Annotated in this window: 16 protein-coding genes; 10 read left to right on the top strand and 6 right to left on the bottom strand. The window is 71.9% G+C overall.

The features are described 5' to 3' along the window. Positions 1–11 precede the first annotated feature (11 nt). The 5 genes from DWB77_RS05310 to DWB77_RS05290 all read right to left on the bottom strand — a co-directional run bounded on the left by DWB77_RS05310 (position 12) and on the right by DWB77_RS05290 (position 4,023). The gene (locus DWB77_RS05310) at positions 12–1,007 is read right to left on the bottom strand and encodes an iron-containing redox enzyme family protein (RefSeq protein ID WP_174248677.1); all 996 of its coding nucleotides are present in this window, start codon (positions 1,005–1,007) and stop codon (positions 12–14) included. Between the two features lie 5 nt (positions 1,008–1,012). Next, positions 1,013–1,255 (bottom strand): CDGSH iron-sulfur domain-containing protein, encoded by a 243-nt coding sequence (locus tag DWB77_RS05305; RefSeq protein WP_246033416.1) that lies wholly within the window; start codon positions 1,253–1,255, stop codon positions 1,013–1,015. After that, entirely contained in the window at positions 1,239–1,937 is a 699-nt protein-coding gene (locus tag DWB77_RS05300) for a HemK2/MTQ2 family protein methyltransferase (RefSeq protein ID WP_120720132.1), read from the bottom strand. The genes DWB77_RS05305 and DWB77_RS05300 overlap by 17 nt, the downstream gene beginning before the upstream one ends. A 263-nt stretch (positions 1,938–2,200) precedes the next feature. Further along, on the bottom strand, positions 2,201–3,160 hold the full coding sequence (locus tag DWB77_RS05295) for a sensor histidine kinase (RefSeq protein ID WP_120720131.1): 960 nt from the start codon (positions 3,158–3,160) through the stop codon (positions 2,201–2,203). Further along, entirely contained in the window at positions 3,157–4,023 is an 867-nt protein-coding gene (locus DWB77_RS05290; RefSeq protein WP_162952441.1) for an MEDS domain-containing protein, read from the bottom strand. Before DWB77_RS05290 ends, DWB77_RS05295 begins: the two co-directional genes overlap by 4 nt. 253 nt (positions 4,024–4,276) lie before the next feature. On the opposite strand from DWB77_RS05290, the gene DWB77_RS05285 reads away from it, so the two are divergent. Next, positions 4,277–8,857: a HAMP domain-containing protein gene (locus tag DWB77_RS05285; RefSeq protein ID WP_120720129.1), complete on the top strand. Its 4,581-nt coding sequence runs from the start codon at positions 4,277–4,279 to the stop codon at positions 8,855–8,857. 51 nt (positions 8,858–8,908) lie between these two features. Beyond that, positions 8,909–11,476 (top strand): SpoIIE family protein phosphatase, encoded by a 2,568-nt coding sequence (locus DWB77_RS05280; protein WP_428985101.1) that lies wholly within the window; start codon positions 8,909–8,911, stop codon positions 11,474–11,476. Positions 11,477–11,689: 213 nt separating this feature from the next. On the opposite strand, the gene DWB77_RS05275 is transcribed toward DWB77_RS05280, so the two are convergent. Continuing rightward, a complete protein-coding gene (locus DWB77_RS05275) occupies positions 11,690–13,048 on the bottom strand; it encodes a cryptochrome/photolyase family protein (protein ID WP_120720128.1) in 1,359 nt (452 codons plus the stop codon). A 339-nt stretch (positions 13,049–13,387) separates the two neighbouring features. On the opposite strand from DWB77_RS05275, the gene DWB77_RS05270 reads away from it, so the two are divergent. From DWB77_RS05270 to DWB77_RS05235, 8 genes are all read left to right on the top strand, one after another. Continuing rightward, a complete protein-coding gene (locus tag DWB77_RS05270) occupies positions 13,388–15,241 on the top strand; it encodes a transketolase (RefSeq protein ID WP_120720127.1) in 1,854 nt (617 codons plus the stop codon). Positions 15,242–15,389: 148 nt separating this feature from the next. Further along, positions 15,390–16,931: an SDR family oxidoreductase gene (locus DWB77_RS05265; RefSeq protein ID WP_120720126.1), complete on the top strand. Its 1,542-nt coding sequence runs from the start codon at positions 15,390–15,392 to the stop codon at positions 16,929–16,931. A gap of 121 nt (positions 16,932–17,052) precedes the next feature. Continuing rightward, positions 17,053–17,463 carry an ATP-binding protein gene (locus tag DWB77_RS05260; protein WP_120720125.1) on the top strand — a complete coding sequence of 137 codons (411 nt, stop codon included), beginning with the start codon at positions 17,053–17,055 and terminating at the stop codon, positions 17,461–17,463. A gap of 126 nt (positions 17,464–17,589) precedes the next feature. Further along, positions 17,590–18,498, top strand: coding sequence for an RNA polymerase sigma factor SigF (locus DWB77_RS05255; protein WP_120720124.1), 909 nt, complete (start codon positions 17,590–17,592; stop codon positions 18,496–18,498). Positions 18,499–18,606: 108 nt separating this feature from the next. Beyond that, positions 18,607–19,026, top strand: coding sequence for an SsgA family sporulation/cell division regulator (locus DWB77_RS05250; protein WP_120720123.1), 420 nt, complete (start codon positions 18,607–18,609; stop codon positions 19,024–19,026). A 79-nt stretch (positions 19,027–19,105) separates the two neighbouring features. Next, positions 19,106–19,279 carry a CsbD family protein gene (locus DWB77_RS05245; RefSeq protein WP_120720122.1) on the top strand — a complete coding sequence of 58 codons (174 nt, stop codon included), beginning with the start codon at positions 19,106–19,108 and terminating at the stop codon, positions 19,277–19,279. Between the two features lie 105 nt (positions 19,280–19,384). Further along, complete coding sequence (locus DWB77_RS05240; RefSeq protein ID WP_120720121.1) at positions 19,385–19,735, top strand: PRC-barrel domain containing protein; 351 nt, start codon at positions 19,385–19,387, stop codon at positions 19,733–19,735. A gap of 162 nt (positions 19,736–19,897) precedes the next feature. After that, on the top strand, positions 19,898–20,368 hold the full coding sequence (locus tag DWB77_RS05235; RefSeq protein ID WP_120720120.1) for a Dps family protein: 471 nt from the start codon (positions 19,898–19,900) through the stop codon (positions 20,366–20,368). Positions 20,369–20,499: the final 131 nt, after the last annotated feature.

Here is a 20,499-nt window from a genome sequence, read left to right as displayed (position 1 = left end):
GCCGCCCCGGGCTATCGGGGGCGCGCGGCCGAGACGGCGTGGCCTTCGTACAGGGCCGAACGTCCCTCTTCCCAGGCGGCGAGGAGGTGGCGGGCCAGGCGGTCCTCGACGAAGCCCGTGGCGTCCGCGCCGAAGGCGACATCGGCGTCGAGGAAGGGCTCGTCGGCGAGGAGACCGGCCACCACCTCGTGCCGGACCACCTGTTCGTGCACCGCGTCGGCCTCGACGTGCTCGGCGTAGAAGTGCTCGGCGGCCGGACCTGCCTCCAGTCGGCGCATCGCGGCGGCGAGCCGGCGCGAGCCGGGGGAGGAGGTGATCTCCACGGCCGCGAAGTGACCGACCAGGGCGCCGCGCAGGGCGCGGTGCAGACCGAACAGCGACATGAGGTTGACCGTCACCAGCGCTTCGGCCGGCGCCGCGTCGAGGTAGTGGCCGTAGTCGGTGTTCAGGCCCAGGTCGTCCATGAGGTCGGCGAAGAGCTGGGAGTGGATGCGGTCGGCCCGGCCCGCGCCGAACTCGTCGTACTCGATGGCCACCATGCCCGCCTTGGCGCGCCCGCGCAGCCGGGGCACGACCCACAGATGGGGGTCGGCCTCCTTCAAGTGGTAGAGCGAGCGCAGCATCACGTACTCCCGCATCTGCCACGACTCGCCCTCGCCGGCCAGGTGGTGGCTGACGCTGCCCGTCTGGTCGACGGGCTCGACGAGGAGCTCGTCGAGCGCCTGCTCCGCGGTGCGGCCGCCCGGGGTGTCGGCCCGCAGCGCGGCCAGGAAGGAGCGCTCCAGTTCGCGGCGCACGGCGAGCAGGGCCGGGTCCCATTCGAGCTCGTCCGGTACGCCGTCGAAGCCGCGGTAGTGCTGTTCGTACAGCGCGTACAGGGCGAGTTGGGCGTCGTCGCCATACGGATCGGCGGCGTCGACGGCGGAGGTGTCCGGCAGCCCTTCGCCCGGGCCGTCGGCCAGAGCGGTGATCACGGCGTGCGACAGGGGGCCGCGGGGGGTGGGCAGGACGGTCACGGCGTGTCCTTCGGGGCCTCGGAGGTGCGGGTGCGACGGCGGTGGCTGGTGTCGCACCAGGGTGGTGTGCGGGTGCGCCGGCAGGTGCAGACGGCGACGACGAAGCGGTCCGAGCGGGCGACCGTGCCATCGGCCGCCGTCACCTCGACGGGCCCCTCGATCAGGACGGGGCCGCCCGGGTCGACCATGACCCGCCGGGCCGTGGTGTCGGTGTCGAGCCGGTCAGGTGTGTTCGGCACGGATCACCACCAGCTCCTCCATCGTGTCGTGCGGGCCGACCAGGCGCCGGTCGCGCAGCCAGTCCAGGCGCGAGCGCAGGACCGGCCCGTAGGGAATGAGGGTCCGGTCGGCCACCTTGGCCCGCATGCCGGCCGCCTCCAGCCTGCTCACCGTCGCCTCGGTGCCGCTCAGGGCGGACTGCACCACAAGGAACACACCGTGCGGGCCCAGCAGGGCGGGGGCGGTCTCGCACAGCCGGTCCAGGACATGGCGGCCGTCGACCCCGGCGTCCCAGGCCCGCGCGGCGCCCCGGCCGGGCGGCAGGGGGTGCGGGGCGGGCACATAGGGCGGGTTGCTGAGGATCAGGTCGAAGCGCTGACCGGCGAGGTCTTCCACGCTGCCGCGGCGGGCGTCGACGGAGAGCCCCGCGCGCCAGGCGTTGATCCGGGTGCTCCACACCGCCCGGCGAGCGACGTCCAGAGCCGTCACCCGCGCGCCCAGATGGGCCGCGCACAGGGCCAGGGCGCCACTGCCCGTCCCGATGTCCAGCACGTTCATTCCGGCCAGCGATCCCTCGCGGCGCAGGGTGTCGGCAAGCAGCCGGGTGTCTTCCTGCGGGGCGTACACACCGGGCAGGCGCCACATCCGGTCCGCGGCACCGAACCGGGCCGGCGGCGCGTCGGGGGTGATCAACCGTGCCATGGCGGGCCTCGCAAAGTCCGTGGGTGAAGCGCTTGCCGTAGGAATCGAGGATTCCGAATCCTCCACCAGCGTTCCTCGCTTTCTCCACGACGTCCATTTGAGTCGTCACGGTGCGTACACCGTGTTCGACAGGTGCCCCGAGAAAGCCTGTTGATGCGGGGTGGAAGGGAGATTTCCCCTGGGGTGCGAGGAGGCGGTGGGGCAGGGGTGGCGAGGGCGCCGCGGCCGGGGCGAACGGCCCGGGCGGGCGGCGCGGCGGGGCCTCAGACGTGTGCGGGGGAGACGTGCAGACGCAGGGTGAGGCCGGTCTCCTGGGCCCGGACCTCGACGAGGTCGCAGAGCTGGTGGATCATCCACAGACCGCGACCGCCGTTGCTGGAGGCCAGCGAAGGGCGACGGCGCCCCGCCAGTGGATCGCTCAGCCGGCCACCGTCGCGGACCTCCGCGACCGCTGTGCCGCACGCGCTGGTCCACAGGCGCAGGGTGCCGCTTCCGCCGCCGTGGGCGACGGAGTTGGCGGCCGCCTCGCTGATGGCGATGACCAGGTCACCGCGGCGCGCGGGGCTCAGCTCCATCCGCCGTGCCCAGGCGTCCGCCTGCTCGCGGACCTCGCCGAGGTCACCGGCCGCGTACTCCAGACACACCTCGGCCGCATCCGGCTCGGGCAGCGGCACATCGCAGTCCGCGCACACGACCTCGGCGGCGGTATACGCGGAACTGGACCCGGTCCGGCTGTTCTCGATCAGCGTGGGATGGGTGCGTCTCGCGTCGGCGATCACCGAGGAAGGCAGACAGCTCGTGTCGTACGGGCAGAGAATCGTGGCCCTGCGGTCGTGGAACGCGGTGTTGATCAGGGCTTCGTGCCGGGTCGCCTCCAAGATCTCGGCCCGCGAACGGCCGGCCCAGATCGGCTCGCCTATGATCCGGGCGGCCCGGCCCGGGTGCCGGTCGGCGAAGCCCTGGAGGGCGGCGAGGATGCGGCCCGGGTTGCGGCCGAGCTCGGTCATGTCGGCGAAGTCGACCGAGGCGGCGTCCGGACCCAGTTCCTGGCGCAGGGCATCCAGCCGGGACGTCGGGACGGCGACGAAGACCGGCTCGTCGGCGGCGAGAGCGCCCCGGACGAAGCTGCCCGTCTCCCGTACGTACTCCTCCAGGCCCTGGTAGAAGAGGGCGGGGTGGACGAACGTCTCCGCCTCGGGGCGCGTGGTGATGGTGTCGGTCATACGGGCACCTCCAACGCGCCACACTCGTCCGGGAACAGCTGCGCGACCCGGCGCAGCGAGTAGGGCGGGTTGTGGAGCATCAGGCGTCGCCCCTGGCGGCGCAGTCGATGCGTCGCCTCGACGAGGGCGGCGACCGCCTCCGCGTCGATGAACGTCGCGTGGGTCAGGTCGAGTTGGACCGTCGGCCCCGGAATCCCGGTGATCGCGGCCAGCGCCGCGGCCAGGTCCGACCGGCTGTCGAGATCGGCGCTGCCGCTGAGCCGGACACCCGCGCCGTCCCGCAGGGCGCTGACCGTGAAGGGCCGCGGCTCGGGCTCCGCCGTCGCGGACACCGCGCTGTGGTGCGCACCGCTCAGGAGCCCCGCCAGGCGCGCGGGCACGACGCGGCGGTCGAACATGCACAGCCCCGTCACCGGCAGATCCGCGTAGACCTCGCGATCCAGACGCAGTTCGTACTCCAGCAGCCGCTCCGCGCCGGGGACCCCCCGGGCACACCAGGACTTGTCCTCGAGGACCGTCAGACCGGCGAACCCGTCGGCGATGGCCTCGGCGCACGCGGCACGCACCAGGGGGATGACCCGGTCCGGATCGAAGGGCAGATGCCGGCGGAAGAAGCCGCCCGAGGTGGCCACCCTCAGCCGCCCGCCCTCCTGGGCCGCGGTCACGTCTATGCCGCCGCTCCTCAGCACGTCGAGGACCACACCCGTCGGCTTGGCGTCGACGTCGCACAGGACCCGTCGGCCGCTGCCCAGTCCCGCGTGCACGGAACGCAGCACCACGTCCGCCCACTCGGTGTCGTCGTCGTACGCGAAGAAGGAGTGGTCACCCTCGGCGACCGGCGCGGGGCCACGGGATGTGGACACGTGGCCTCCCTTCGAGGCGTCGACACGGGCACGAAACGGTGATGAGCCTAGCGGGCCGGGCCGACATCCGCCCAGAGTGTGCCTGGTCACGACGGCCCCCAGCCGGGCCCGGGTGGTGGAGGCGGTGGGATAACCTCCTCGGCGGTGCGTGTGCCCGCCGTGTGGATCCCGTGAGGATGCCTGAGGGGGGGCAGGCGCGGACGGGACGGTAATGGTGGGCCGTTGGCCTGGGGTATGACGGAGGCGAAGTTCGATGGCTGGCTCGACGAAACCCACCGTTGCTCAGCAGCGGACCTCGGGAACGCGCGGTTCGGCTCAGGCCGGCGAATCGGAGCTGCGCCAGCTGCTGGCGGGCCTGACCGCGGTGCGCGACGGCGACTTCGGCACGCGTCTGCCCGGTGAGGCGGACGGCCTCCTGGGGGAGATCGCCGTCGTCTTCAACGGGATGGTCGACCAACTCTCGCTGTTCACCTCGGAGGTGACCCGCGTCGCCCGCGAGGTCGGCACCGACGGAAGGCTCGGCGGCCAGGCCGATGTGCCGGGTGTCTCCGGCACCTGGAAGGACCTGACCGACTCGGTCAACGCGATGGCCGGCAACCTCACCAGCCAGGTCCGTGACATCGCCCAGGTGGCCACGGCGGTCGCCCAGGGTGACCTGTCGCAGAAGATCGACGTGGCCGCCCGGGGCGAGATCCTCGAACTCAAGAACACCGTCAACACCATGGTGGACCAGCTCTCCGCCTTCGCCGACGAGGTCACCCGCGTCGCCCGCGAGGTGGGCAGCGAGGGCCGTCTGGGCGGTCAGGCGCAGGTGCCCGGAGTGGGCGGCACCTGGCGGGATCTGACCGATTCGGTCAACTTCATGGCGGGCAACCTCACCGACCAGGTCCGCAACATCGCCCAGGTGACGACGGCGGTGGCCCGGGGCGATCTCTCGCAGAAGATCACCGTCGACGCCCGGGGCGAGATCCTGGAGCTGAAGAACACCGTCAACACCATGGTCGACCAGCTCTCCGCCTTCGCCGACGAGGTGACGCGCATGGCGCGCGAGGTCGGCACCGAAGGCATCCTCGGCGGGCAGGCGGACGTCAAGGGCGTCTCGGGCACCTGGCGCGACCTCACGGACTCCGTGAACGGCATGGCCGGCAACCTCACCGCGCAGGTCCGTTCCATCGCCCAGGTGGCCACCGCCGTGGCGAAGGGCGACCTGTCGCAGAAGATCACGGTCACCGCCCGCGGTGAGGTCCTGGAGCTGAAGGAGACCATCAACACGATGGTCGACCAGCTCTCCTCCTTCGCCGGTGAGGTGACCCGGGTCGCGCGGGAGGTCGGTACCGAGGGCCGGCTCGGCGGGCAGGCCGACGTGCGTGATGTGTCGGGTACGTGGCGGGACCTGACCGAGTCGGTCAACGTCATGGCCGACAACCTGACCGCCCAGGTCCGCTCCATCGCCGAGGTGACGACGGCGGTCGCCAAGGGCGACCTCTCGCAGAAGATCCGGGTGGACGCGCGCGGCGAGATCCTGGAGCTGAAGGAGACCATCAACACGATGGTCGACCAGCTCGGCGCCTTCGCCGACGAGGTGACCCGGGTCGCCCGCGAGGTCGGCACCGAGGGCAACCTCGGCGGCCAGGCCACCGTCCGGGGCGTCTCGGGCACCTGGAAGGACCTCACCGACAACGTCAATGTGATGGCGTCCAACCTGACCGGACAGGTCCGCTCGATCGCCCAGGTCGCCACCGCGGTCGCCAAGGGTGACCTGTCGCAGAAGATCAACGTCGAGGCGAAGGGCGAGGTCGCCGCGCTCGCCGGTGTCATCAACACGATGGTCGACACCCTCTCCGCGTTCGCGGACGAGGTGACCCGAGTGGCCCGCGAGGTCGGCACCGAGGGCACGCTCGGCGGCCAGGCCCGCGTACCGAACGTCGCCGGGACCTGGAAGGACCTGACCGACAACGTCAACTTCATGGCGCACAACCTGACCAGCCAGGTACGCAACATCGCGCAGGTCACCACCGCCGTCGCCCAGGGCGATCTGACCCGCAAGATCGACGTGGACGCGCGCGGCGAGATCCTGGAGCTCAAGACCACCATCAACACGATGGTCGACCAGCTCTCCTCGTTCGCCGCCGAAGTCACCCGGGTCGCGCGCGAGGTCGGCAGCGAGGGCCGGCTCGGCGGGCAGGCCGAGGTCGAGGGCGTATCCGGCACCTGGAAGCGGCTCACCGAGAACGTCAACGAACTGGCCGGCAACCTGACCCGCCAGGTCCGTGCCATCGCCGAGGTCACCGGCGCCGTCGCCGAGGGCGACCTGACCCGGTCGATCACCGTCGACGCCTCCGGAGAGGTCGCCGACCTCAAGGACAACATCAACTTCATGGTGGAGTCGCTCCGCGAGACCACCCGGGCCAACGAGGAACAGGACTGGCTCAAGTCCAACCTGGCCCGGATCTCCGGCCTGATGCAGGGCCGCCGCGACCTCACGGTCGTCGCCGAACTCATCATGGACGAGCTCACTCCCCTCGTCTCCGCCCAGTACGGCGCCTTCTACCTCGCCGAAGAGGCACCGGAGGGGGTCTACCTCAACCTCATCGGCTCCTACGCCCGGCCGGACGCCACCCTCGAAGCCCGCTTCAAGCTCGGCCAGTCCTTCGTCGGCCAGGCCGCCCGCAGCCGGCGCACCATCGCCGTCGACGACCTGCCGGCCGACTACGTGTCCGTCTCCTCGGGCCTGGGAAGCACCCAGCCGGTCGGCCTGCTGGTGCTGCCCATCGTGGTCGAGGAGCAGGTGCTCGGCGTCATCGAACTCGCCACCGTGCACGCCTTCACGCCGATCCACCGCGACTTCCTGGAACAGCTGATGGAAGCCATCGGCGTCAACGTCAACACCATCACCGCCAACGCCCGCACCGACGAGCTGCTCGGTGAGTCGCAGCGCCTGACCGCCGAACTCCAGACCCGCTCCCAGGAGTTGCAGGCCCGGCAGGAGGAACTCCAGTCCTCCAACGCCGAGTTGGAGGAGAAGGCCGAACTCCTCGTCGCGCAGAACCGCGACATCGAGACCAAGAACCTGGAGATCGAGCAGGCCCGCCAAGAGCTGGAGGACCGCGCCCACCAGCTCTCCCTCGCCTCCAAGTACAAGTCCGAGTTCCTGGCCAACATGAGCCACGAGCTGCGCACCCCGCTCAACAGCCTGCTCATCCTGGCCCAGTTGCTCGCCCAGAACCCGAGCCGCAACCTCACCCCCAAGCAGGTCGAGTACGCCGGCATCATCCACTCCGCCGGGTCCGACCTGCTCCAGCTCATCAACGACATCCTCGACCTGTCCAAGGTCGAGGCGGGCAAGATGGACGTCAGCCCCGAGCGGATCTCACTGCGCAAGCTCCTCGACTACATCGAGGCCACCTTCCGCCCGGTGACCAGCCAGAAGAGCCTGACGTTCACGGTGAGCACCGCCGATACGCTGCCGGCCGAACTGCTCACCGACGACTACCGGCTGCGGCAGGTGCTGCGCAACCTGCTCTCCAACGCCGTCAAGTTCACCGAGAAGGGCGGTGTGGAGCTGCGGATCGAACTGCTCGCCGAGCACCTCGCCCCGGATGCCGCCCGGCGTGGCGGCCCGGTGATCGCCTTCCATGTGATGGACACCGGCATCGGCATCGCGCCGCAGCACCTGGAGACCGTCTTCGGTGCCTTCCAGCAGGCCGACGGGACGACGAGCCGCAAGTACGGGGGCACCGGCCTCGGCCTGTCCATCAGCCGGGAGATCGCCTTCCTGCTCGGCGGCGCGATCACGGCCGAGAGCGTCCTCGGCCAGGGCAGCACCTTCACCTTCTACCTGCCGGTCGCCCGGCCCGACTACGCCGACCTCAATGCCCCGGCCGGGCGCCCGGCCCTCCCGGCCGCCGCGCCCGAGGAGGAGGTCGCCGCCGAGCCCGAGCCGCACAGCGCGGCCGCCCCGGCCCCGGAGGTCGTGCAGCCCAAGCGGCTGCTGGTCGTCGAGGAGCGCTCGCGCGGACTGCTCTCGCTGGTCGCGGAGAGCGCGGTGGGCGATCTGGCCGCCCACCCCGACCTCGGGGACCCGCGCGGCCCGGTCGAGATCACCGCGGCGGTCGGCGTGAGCGAAGCCGCGGCGGCGCTCGCCGAGATGCCCTGCCACTGCGTGGTCCTCGAACTGGACCTGCCGGACGACGCGGCGCTGCGGTTCCTGGAGGAGATGGCGCGCGACGCGGCGCTGCGCGGGGTGCCCGTGCTGGCCCACAACAACCGTCGGCTCGGTACGGAGCAGGAGCAGATCCTCCAGAAGCGCGCCGCCTCCCAGCCGCTGGAGCTGATCTCCAGCCTCGACGAACTGCGCGAGCGCATCGCCCTGCACCTGAGCGCTGATCAGCCCGGGGACGTGCTCCCGCTGGTCCGGGCCGACGAGCCGGTCGCGGTCAGCCACGACGTCGACTCCTCGCTGGGCGGGCGCACGGTGCTGGTCGTGGACGACGACGACCGCAACCTGTACGCCATCACCGGCATCCTCGAACTGCACGGCATGACGGTCCTGCAAGCCGAGAACGGCAAGGTCGCGATCGACACCCTGGCCGCGCACCCCGCGATCGATCTCATCCTGATGGATGTGATGATGCCGGAGATGGACGGGTACACGGCCACTGCGGTCATCCGGTCCATGCCCCAATACGTCGACCTTCCGATCATCGCCGTGACCGCCAAGGCGATGATCGGTGACCGGGAGAAGAGTCTGGCCTCCGGAGCGAGTGACTACGTCACCAAGCCCGTGGACGCGCACGAGCTGGTCGCACGGATCAAGCGGCAGTTGAACCCCTGATCCCGTCCGGCCACCACGTCTACCTCAGTCCACCTCCCAAGGAGCGAGCTTGTGTCCAAGCCCCAACACCCCGGGGACGCGCACGGGGGCGGCAGCCGTCTGAAGCCGGGCGGTTCCCTGCCGGCCCAGACCGCGGCGTCCGGCGCGGATCCCGCGGACGGACCCGGCCCGGCGACGGGCGCCGACCTGGCGACAGGTGCCGGCCCGGCATCGGGAGCCGACGTGCTGACAGGTGACGACCTGGCGTCGGGAGCCGACGTGGCGACGGGCGCCGACCTGGCCGAGGGCGCGGGCGCCGTGGGCCGGCTCGCGGACAGCGTGCGCCGGTTGCAGGACCAGCTCCAGCGCGCCCAGGCCGAGGCCGACGGGCGCGCCCTCGTCGATCTGGCCTGCGGCATCCTCGTCGAGCGCCTGAGTTGCAGCCCCGTGGAAGCCGCGGCCCAACTGGACACCCTGGCCGAGCAGTCGGGCCTGTCCACGCTCGAACTGGCCGCCGACCTCGTCAACCAGGCGACCCGCGACAAGATCGCCGACGTGGCCCGGGAGTTCGTCACCGACGCCGTCCAGCCGGCCAGGGCCTCGGTGGGCCTGCGCCTGCGCAGCGCCGAGGCGGGCGCCCTCGCCGCCGGTGACGCGCAGTCCGTGGCGCAGTCGATCCTCCAGCACGCGCTGGCACCCCTGGGCGCGGTCGCCGTGGCCATCTGGGCCGCACACGCCGACCAGTCCCTGTCCCTGGCCGGCAGCGCCGGGTTCACCGAGGAGGAGCCGGCCCGCTGGCGCCATGTGCCGCCCGGCGTACCCACCCCGGCCCGGCGTGCCCTCGACGAACGCGCGACCGTGAGTTACGACATGCTCGCCGAAGCGGCGCTGCCCTCGATCGGGCTGCGCGAGGTGGGCGGCGGCCGGGTCGCCGTTCCGGCCGGCGCCGGCGGCCGCATCATCGGCGTACTCGAAATCTGTTGGCCCAACCGGCTCCCCGAGCAGTCCCAGTCCATCGAGCGCCAGGTGCAGGTGCTGGCCGAACTGTGCGCGATCGCCCTGGAGAGCCACTCCGCCGACGAGGACCCGCGGTCCAAGGAGCCCACCGACCCCCGGCTCACCGAACTGCTCGACCTCACCGACGGGCTCAACGACCCCTGCCTGGTGCTCCAGCCGCTCCTCGACACGGCGGACACCCCGGCCGACTTCCTGATCCGGCACGTCAACGCGAGCTTCGTCGACTTCGCCGGCCGGCCCCGCAACGCGATCGCGGGCGCCCTCCTCCTGGACGCGTACCCGCTCGCGGCGGAGCCCGGAGGACTCTTCGAAAAGGTGGAGCACGTCCTCGCCACCGGCGAACCCTTCCGCACGGAGCGGATGCGGCTCGCGGCCGTGGTCGACACCATCGCGCTGACCACACAGGCCCAGGTCAGCATCAGCCGCCAGGGCAACCACGTGCTCGTGGTGTTGCGTCTGGAGGACGGCACACCGAAGGTCGCCAGCCTGTTGCAGCACGCCCAACGCCTGGGCCGGATCGGCGGGTTCGAGGAGAACTTCCTCACCGGCGACATCGCCTGGAACGAGACGCTCTTCGAACTCCACGGCCTGCTGCCCACCGCCGAACCCATTCCCCTGGAGCATCTGGCGGCGCACGTCCACCCCGACGACGCCCACTCCATCGGCCGGTTCCTGCGCTCGCTGCTGCATCATCAGCGGCCCGCGTCCACCGCCTTCCGGCTCCAGCGCGCCGACAGCGTGGCCCGGCACATCCGGGTGGTCGCCGAGCCGGTCCTCGACGACAACCTCCGGGTCACCGCGGTGCGCGGCGCCTACCAGGACGTCTCCGCCCAGCACTGGACCGAGGTCGCGCTCGCGGCCACCCGGGACCAGCTCGCCCAGAGCCAGCAGGAGACGGCCGAACGCAACCGGCTGGCGCTCCGGTTGCAGCACGCGATCATGCCGCCCAGCCACGGACCCGTGGACCTGCACAACCTCAGTGTGGCCGTCCGCTACCGGCCCGCCGAGAAGGACCACCTCGTCGGCGGCGACTGGTACGACGCCGTGGCGCTCCCCTCGGGCCAGGTGCTGCTGTGCGTCGGCGACGTGGCCGGGCACGGCATCGAGGCGGCGACCGGCATGGTCGCGCTGCGCAACGCGCTGCGCGGCCTCGCCACCACCGGGGCCGGTCCCGCGCAGCTCCTGGCGTGGCTCAACACCGTCACCCACCACCTCACCGACAACGTCACGGCCACCGCGGTGTGCGGCCTCTACGACCCGGGCTCGCGCCAACTGCGCTGGGCCAGGGCCGGGCATCTGCCGCCCGTCCTGATGCGCGAAGGCAAGGCGGCGACGCTGCCCAAGCTCGGCGGCATCCTTCTGGGGGCCGTCCCCCAGGCCACGTACGAAGAGGGCCATACGCAACTGGAAACCGGCGACACCCTGTTGATGTACACGGACGGGCTGATCGAGCGCCGGGACCGGTCGGTGCAGGACTCCCTGGAGAGTCTGCTCCAAGTCGCCCGCAAGCCACGCCAGTTGGGGCGTGAGGGGTATCTGGAGGACCAGCTCGACCATCTGTTGCGCTACACCAACGCGGACACGGACGACGACACCTGTCTCATCGGTGTCACGGTGCGCTAGCGGGGGCCAGGCCGAGCGGGGCCGGGCCCAGCCGGGCCGGACATGGAACGGCCCCGCGCGTCCGGAGGGGAGGGACGGCGGGGCCGCAAGCCCGGACCAGGTCGGGGGGACGCCTGGTCCTGTGGGGCCCTGAGGGGGGCTTGCCTATCGAGTGCCCCGGCGCCCCCGCTCCATGCGTGTGACCTGCGACACCCCGGCGCGGGGCGCCGTCCGTCAGACCCCGCGGGCCCGCTCGAAGCGGGCGCGGCCCTCGGCGAGGTCCACGATCGGCTCGGGGTAGTCGAGCGCGGCCCGCTCCGCCGGCTCCAGCTTCCACGGCTCGTGGACGACCCCGCGTGCCAGGCCCGCGAGTTCGGGCACCCAGCGGCCCACATAGGTCCCGAGCGGGTCGAAGCGTTTGCCCTGGACCACCGGGTTGAGCACCCGGTTGGGGCGGGTGTCGGTGCCGGTCCCGGCCACCCACTGCCAGTTGAGCTGGTTGTTCGCGAGATCCCCGTCGACCAGCAGGTCGAGGAAGTGGCGGGCGCCGGTCCGCCAGTTCGCGTACAGGGTCTTGGTGAGGAAGCTCGCCGTCAGCATCCGGCCCCGGTTGTGCATCCACCCCTCGTGGGCGAGCTGCCGCATCGCCGCGTCCACCAGGGGATAGCCGGTGCGGCCCGCGCGCCAGGCGGCGATCTCCCGCTCGTCGTCGCGCCACCGGTCGCCGCGCGGCCGGTAGTCCTGGTGCGCCGAGGCGGGGCGGGCCGCGAGCACCTGGTGGTGGAAGTCCCGCCAGGCCAGCTGCCGCACGAACGCCTGCGCCCCAGGGGAGCCCTCCCGCCGCGCCGCGTGGATCAGTTCCACCGCGGACAGGGCGCCGAAGTGGAGGAAGGGCGACAGGCGCGAGGTGGCATCGCCCGCCAGATCGTCGTGGCCCTCCTCGTATCCGGCGATGCCGCCGGAGAGCCACTGCCGAAGCCGCTTCCTGCCCTCCGTCTCACCGCCCGCCATCAGACCCGGCGAGACCCCGGCCACCGAGGCGCGCCGGGGCAGGGTGCCGGGCGCCACCTCGGGCGTGGCGATCTTCCGGGGCGCCGCCGCCACCTCGCGTACGCCCGCTTCGGACCAGCGCCGTAGATACGGCGTGAACACGGTGTAGTGGTCCCGGTCCGCCGGGGTGACGGCGCCCGGCGCCAGCGCGGTCACCACGGCGTCGTGGACCGACAGCGCGCAACCGATCGTGTCGAGCGCGGCCCGCAGCCGCCCCTCGCGTCGCGCCGCGTAGCGGCTGACGCCTCCCGCGAGATGCACCTGTCGCGCCCCCGTGGCGGACACCACGGCGCAGACCTCGTCCACGACATCGCCGCTGCGGATCACCAGATGGCCGCCGCGCGCTCGCAGCGCGGCGTCGAGATCGGTCAGGCAGTCGGCCAGGAAGGCCTGGCGGTTGGGCGCGTCGAATCCGGCCGCCCGCACCCCGTCGTCGTCGACGAAGAGCGGGACCACCTGGTCGGACCCGCGCACGGCGGCGGACAGCACCGGGTTGTCGTGCACCCGCAGATCTGACGTGAACAGCACTACGGACACGGTCACTTGGTCGGCTCCTCAAGGCGTACGTCATGCGTCGGACGGGCGGTGCCGGAACCCGGGACGGGGCGCGGGTCACCGGCTGCTCCGATCCTCCTGGACGGCGGCCACCACTCGGGTGATCCGACGCGGGCGTGGCGAAGGTTGACCGATCGCCGGGAAGGCTCCCGGTTGACGACAGTATGTGACCGTTTGGCCCGGGAACCCGGGGATACCCGACGCGAGAGGGCCGCCGATCCGGGTGGACCCACGAGGTGCGCCCCGGCCGTGCGGCCGCCCCCGCCCCCGACACCACCGATCGCCCGCACCGACCGGCCCGCCGGGCCGTCGAACGCAAGGAGTGACATGCAACGCGAATCCGCGCTCGAACTCGCCGATCTGGGACAGCAGTTGAGGGTGGACGCGGTGCGCGCGGCCGCCGCGGCGAACTCGGGTCACCCCACCTCCTCGATGTCCGCCGCCGACCTGGCGGCCGTCCTGCTCGCCCGCCATCTGCGCTACGACTTCGCCCAGCCCGACCATCCCGGGAACGACCGGCTGATCTTCTCCAAGGGCCACGCCTCGCCCCTGCTGTACGCGATGTACCGGGCGGTGGGCGTCGTCGACGACGAGCAGCTGCTGACCTTCCGCCGCCGCGACAGCCTCCTGGAGGGGCACCCCACGCCCCGGCTGCCCTGGGTGGACGTGGCGACGGGTTCGCTCGGGCAGGGGCTGCCCGTCGGGGTCGGCATGGCGCTCGCGGGCAAGCGGCTCGAACAGGCGCCGTACCGGGTGTGGGTGCTGTCCGGCGACAGCGAGATGGCCGAGGGCTCCGTGTGGGAGGCCGTCGAGCACGCGGCGTACGAACACCTCGACAACCTCACGCTGATCATCGACGTGAACCGCCTCGGCCAGCGCGGCCCCACCCGGCACGGCTGGGACCTCGATGCCTACGCCCGCCGCCTTCAGGCCTTCGGCTGGCACACGATCGAGATCGACGGACACGACGTCGACGCGGTGGACGCCGCGTTCGCCGAGGCGGCGTCCACGGTGGCCCAGCCCACCGCCATCATCGCCCGCACCCACAAGGGCCGGGGGGTCGCGCGGGTCGAGGACCAGGAGGGCCAGCACGGCAAGCCGCTGCCGGACGCGGACGCCGCGATCGAGGAGCTCGGCGGCCCCCGCTTCGTCCGCGTCGAGGTCACCCCGCCGCCCACCGCCCGGCCCCGGCGCACGGCCGACGGCGGCCACCTGGAACTCCCGCGCTTCGACCTCGGGGACTCGGTGGCCACGCGTGACGCCTACGGGCAGGCGCTGGCCGCGCTCGGCTCGGCGCGCGAGGACGTGGTGGCCCTCGACGGCGAGGTCGGGGACTCCACCCGTACCGAGTTCTTCGCCAAGGACCACCCCGAGCGGTACTTCGAGTGCTACATCGCCGAGCAGCAGCTCGTCGCGGCCGCGGTGGGCTTCCAGACCCGGGGCTACCTCCCCTTCGCCTCGACGTTCGCGGCCTTCTTGACCCGCGCCCACGACTTCGTGCGGATGGCCGCGGTGAGCCGGGCCGACATCAACCTCGTCGGCTCGCACGCCGGCGTCTCCATCGGCCAGGACGGTCCCTCGCAGATGGGCCTCGAGGACCTGGCGATGTTCCGTTCCGTGCACGGCAGCACGGTCCTCTATCCGTGCGACGCCAACCAGACCGCCCAACTGGTCGCCGCCATGGCCGAGTTGGAGGGGGTGCGCTATCTGCGCACCGGCCGCGGCGAGGCCCCGGTCATCTACGGCCCCGACGAGGAGTTCCGTCCCGGTGGCTCCAAGGTGCTGCGCTCCACGGACCAGGACCGCCTGACGGTCGTGGCGGCGGGCGTCACGGTCCATGAGGCGCTGCGCGCGGGCGCACTCCTCGACCGGGAGGGCATCGCCGTACGGATCATCGACCTGTACTCGGTGAAGCCGGTCGACGCGGACACCCTGCGGGCCGCGGCCGAGGCGACGGGATGCCTCGTCACCGTGGAGGACCACCGCGTCGAGGGCGGCATCGGGGACGCGGTGGCCGAGGCCTTCGCCGACGGCCGCCCCGTGCCGCGCCTGGTCAGGCTCGGCGTGCGGGACATGCCGGCCTCGGCGAGCCCCGAGGAACAGCTCCACCTGGCGGGCATCGACGCCGAGTCGATCGCCGCGGCGGTACGCCTCCTGGTGGAACGCGCCGTCGTGCGCTGAGGCGCCCGGCCGCGCATCATCGGCACCAGGGGTGCTGTGCGGCCGTCGCCGGAGCGGGGACAGCGCCGTGCGCCCCGCCACAGCGGTGCCCGGGTCCGGCGTACGGCGCGGGGCACGCCTGGGGCCGCCCGTACGGAGAGCGAGTCCGGTGCCTTCTGGAGACGAGACACAGCACGGCGGGGCGCCGCTCACCTGTCTGGTGACCGGCGCCACCGGGTACGTGGGCGGCAGGCTCGTCCCCGAACTCCTCGCCGCCGGCCACACCGTGCGCTGCCTGGCACGTTCCCCCGAGAAGCTCCGCGACCAGCCGTGGGCCGGGCGGGTCGAGGTGTTGCGCGGCGACGTCACCGACCCGGACTCCGTGGCGCGGGCGCTGCGCGGCGTCGACGTCGCGTACTACCTGGTGCACGCGCTCGGCACCGGGGCCGGCTTCGAGAGGACCGACCGCGAAGCGGCCGAGCTGTTCGCCGACACGGCCGCCGACACCGGGGTGCGGCGGATCGTCTACCTCGGCGGGCTGACCCCCGCCGACGTGCCGGTGCGGGAACTGTCGCCGCACTTGCGCTCGCGCGCCGAAGTGGGCGAGATCTTCCTCGCCCGCCCCGTCCCGGCCACCGTGCTGCGGGCCGCGGTCGTGATCGGATCCGGCTCGGCCTCGTTCGAGATGCTGCGCTATCTGACCGAGCGGCTGCCCGTCATGGTGACCCCGAGTTGGGTCGGCACCCGCATCCAGCCCATCGCCATCCGCGACGTCCTGCGCTACCTGGTGGCCGGCGCCCGCATGCCCGACGACGTGAACCGCTCCTTCGACATCGCGGGGCCCGACGTCATGACGTACCGGGACATGATGGAGCGCTACGCCAGGGTGGCGGGTCTTCCGCACCGGCTGATCCTGCCCGTCCCCATGCTCACCCCGCGGCTCTCCAGTCACTGGATCGGCCTGGTCACCCCGGTGCCCGCCTCGATCGCACGACCCCTCGCGGAGTCGCTGCGCCACGAGGTGGTCTGCGGCGAACACGACATCGCGCGGTACGTGCCCGACGGACCGGGCGCCCCGCTCGGCTTCGACGAGGCGCTCGCCCTCGCGCTGCGGCGGGTCCGCGACGCCCAGGTCGTGACGCGCTGGTCCAACGCCTCGGTCCCCGGCGCCCCCAGCGACCCGCTGCCCACCGACCCCGACTGGGCGGGCGGCAGCCTCTACACCGATGTCCGCGAGCGCGCCGTGGACGCCTCGGCCGATGCCTTGTGGCGGGTGGTGGAGGGCATCGGCGGCGAGCACGGCTGGTACTCCTTCCCGGCGGCCTGGGCGCTGCGCGGCTGGCTCGACCGGCTGGTCGGCGGCGTCGGACTGCGGCGTGGACGGCGCGACGCGCACCGGCTGCGGGTCGGGGACTCGCTGGACTTCTGGCGCGTCGAGGAGATCGAGACCGGCCGGCTGCTGCGCCTGCGCGCGGAGATGCGGCTGCCCGGTCTCGCCTGGCTGGAGATGACGGTCGAGGACGCCGGACCGGGACGCAGCCGGTACCGGCAGCGGGCGGTCTTCCATCCGCGGGGGCTGCTCGGCCACGCCTACTGGTGGAGCGTGTCGCCCTTCCACGCGATCGTGTTCGGCGGGATGGCCCGCAACATGGCGAAGGCCGCCGAATCCGAGGCCGGACGGGTGTCGCGGGCGTCGGACCGGAGCCCCTGAGCCGGCCCCCGCGGCCCGGACGGGCCGTCCGACGGCGACCGCACACGTTCGGCCAGGGGGAAGTTGGGCAGAAGCCTCAGTACATCCACAACCACGGGCAAATCCTCTGGGGGTTTCGATCATGGCGCGCCCGCCTGCCAGCACCGGCGCTTCACCGGACACCGTCGAACTGACCACCGGGCCGGCCACACCGGCCGAGGCCCGCGACGAGGCCCGTACCTTCCTCTCCGCGCTGGCGCCCCTGCCGTCGCGGGAGAGCGCCGAGAACGTGCTGCTCGTCGTCTCCGAACTCGTCACCAACGCCCTGCGGCACGCGGGCGGCGCCACGGCGCTGCGCCTGGCCGCCGACCGCCGCTCGCTGCACATCAGCGTCCGGGACCCGAGCCCCGAACCGCCGCACGAGCGCGTGCCCGATCTTCGCGGGTACGAGGGCGGCTTCGGCTGGCCCCTGGTCCGCAAGCTGGCGCGCAGCGTGGCCGTCACGCCGAGCCTCGACGGCGGCAAGAACGTCTGCGTCGCCCTGCCGCGCTAGCGCCCCGAACATCACCTCCCAGAACACCGCCTTCGGCCAGTCGGGGGACCCGGTGCATGATCCCGATCGAAGGGGGCACCCGAGGGCTTCGACAGATGAATCACGGTGACTAGGGAGGTTGTCCTCATGGCAGCGGCGCAGGTGACGGGACCGGAGCGGACGGACCGGACGGCAGCCACGACCATGGATCCCGGGGTGGGGGAGTTGCCTTGGGTGGAGGATGCGGGGAAGGTCGCGCCGAAGGACGCCCGCGAGCTTTCCAAGGTGTTCTTCGAGCAGCTCCAGGTCTTGGAAGAGGGCACGGCGGAGTACCAGTACGCACGCAACACGCTCATCGAGATGAACCTGTCGCTGGTGCGCTTCGCGGCCGGCCGCTTCCGCAACCGGGGAAGCGGCGAGATGGAGGACGTGATCCAGGTCGGCACGATCGGCCTGATCAAGGCGATCGACCGGTTCGAGCTGTCGCGCGAGGTGGAGTTCACCTCGTTCGCCGTGCCGTACATCGTGGGCGAGATCAAGCGGTTCTTCCGTGACACCACGTGGGCCGTGCACGTGCCGCGCCGCCTCCAGGAGCTTCGCGTGGACATCGCGAAGGCCAAGGAGAGCCTGGCCCGCGATCTGGACCGCGACCCGACGGTGCGCGAGCTGGCGGCGCATCTGAACCGGGACGAGGAAGAAGTGGTCGAGGGCCTGGTCGCGGCCAACGGCTACACCGCGGGCTCCCTCGACATGTCCGCCGACGCCGAAGAGGCGGGCGGGACGGCCGGGGGCCGCAGCCGTACGCTCGTGGACTTCATCGGCGCGGAGGACCCGGGGATGGAGAAGGTCGAGAACCTCCGGTCCCTGGCCCCGCTGATGGGTGAACTCACCGAACGCGAACGCCGCATCGTCAGCATGCGGTTCGGCGAGGAGCTGACGCAGGCCGAGATCGGCGCCGAACTCGGTGTCTCGCAGATGCAGGTGTCACGCCTGCTCTCGCGCATCCTGACCAAGCTCCGTGCCGGAATGACCGAGGAACAGCCCGCACACGCCTGAGTTCAGGCGGTGCCGCGGCGGGGCCCGAGGCGGGCCGGGTCCCGCCGCGGATGGATTCCCCCACGGGCGGGTGGCCGTCCGCCCGAGCCCGGATGCTGGAGGCGATCCGTGAGTTCCCTGTGCGAGACCGTGTTCATGAACCTGGAGATCGACCAATCGGAGCGTGTCCCCGTGGTGACGCGGCTCCTCTACGAGGCCGACGACCCCTTCGCGGTCCGCGTCTGCTTCGAGCTCCAGGAGGACGTGGCCGTCGCCTGGACGATCGAGCGGGACCTGCTGGCCCGGGGCCTGTGGCAGGAGGCCGGCGACGGAGACGTCCGGGTCGCTCCGCACACCGATGCGGGCCGGCGCGAGGTGCGTATCGAGCTCGCGGGATGCGGGCTCGACGGCGAATGGGGCCGCGCGGTGTTCTGCGCCTGGGAGCCCGCCCTGCGCGACTTCCTGGAGCGTGCGTACGAGATCGTGCCCCGGGGCGCGGAAACGGTCGACGTCGATGCCTTTCTCGCCGAAGTCCTGGCCGCCGGATGACCCGCCACCCCGTTTGAAATCCGCCGAATCGGCCAGGCGCAAGCTGTACCTACGAAGAATTCATTCTGGAGGCGACGCCATGTCCGCCGAAGAGAACGCCGGTGCCAAGGCCGAGCAGGCCAAGGGCAAGGCCAAGGAACTGATCGGCCGCATCACGGGAAACGAACGGCTCACCGCGGAGGGTCGTATCGACCAGGTCAAGGGCGAAACCCGCGAGGAGAAGCAGAAGGCGAACGACGCCTACCACCGCTGATCCCGGGCGACGCGCCCACCCGACGGACGTGCGCGAGCGGCGGACGATCGGGGACGCGGCGCACGCCCGGACGCGATACCCGAAACGGAAAGAGGACATCCTGCGATGAACGAGGACCTGTGGGGTTTCAAGGACACCAGCGGCCATCTCGCCGGGGTGGATCTGCGCGGCTGGAAGGTCGAGGCGGCGGACGGCGACATCGGCAAGGTGGACAACCACTCCGATGAGGTCGGCTCCGCGCACCTGGTGGTCGACACCGGGCCGTGGATCTTCGGCAAGCGGGTCTTGCTGCCGGCCGGCACCGTCACCCGGCTCGACCAGGACGACAAGCGGATCCATGTCGCCCTCACCCGGGAACAGGTGAAGGATTCCCCGGAGTTCGAACCCGCGACCCATCTCGACGACCCCGGTTACCGCGATCTGGTGGGCCGTTACTACGGCGCTCCTCTTCTGTGAATTCCCTTGCCGCACCGCATGGTTGGTGGCCCGCCGGACATCCGGCGGGCCACCTTTCTTTTTTCCGTGCCCCCGGTTTGCGTCCCGCTTTTCGAGGAAGGCGACATATCGGACCGGTGAACGGTCCGGGTGAATAGCCGTCATGCGAAATGGAGTGAAGCGGTGTCTGTCGTGAAGAGTTCGCTGTCGGATGCGGAACTGAAGGTTGTCGGCCCGGCCCTCCAGGGCGCCCTCGTCGATCTGGTCGACCTGTCGCTCGTGGCGAAGCAGGTGCACTGGAACGTGGTCGGCCCGCGCTTTCGCTCCGTACACCTTCAGCTCGACGATGTGGTGGCCACGGCGCGCCAGCACTCGGACACAGTGGCCGAGCGTGCCTCCGCGCTCGGCGTGAACCCCGACGGGCGCGCCGCGACCGTCGCCGGGAGCAGCGCGATCGGCACGGTGCCCGAGGGCTGGATCAAGGACTCCGAAGCGGTCGAGGTCATGGTCGTGGCGCTCGGCAGGATCGTGGAGCGGATGCGCGAACGCATCGCCTCCACCGACGAGCCCGACCCGGTGACCCAGGACCTGCTCATCGCCGTGACGGGCGATCTGGAGAAGCACGCCTGGATGTTCCGGGCGGAGAGCAGCTGAGAGCCGGCGGCGCACGGAACGGGGCGATCCGGGACGGGTCGCCCCCGCCCGGGCGAAGGGCCGTCGGGATGCCGGAGGGGGCCGGCTGTACGAGGCTGGTGGTGCGGGCGGCGGCCGGCCGTCCGGATCGA

Source organism: Streptomyces hundungensis (genome assembly GCF_003627815.1).
GTDB classification, from domain to species: Bacteria; Actinomycetota; Actinomycetes; order Streptomycetales; family Streptomycetaceae; genus Streptomyces; species Streptomyces hundungensis_A.
The sequence above is the reverse complement of the archived record's forward strand: the minus strand, read 5'-3'. Positions and strand labels throughout refer to the sequence as shown.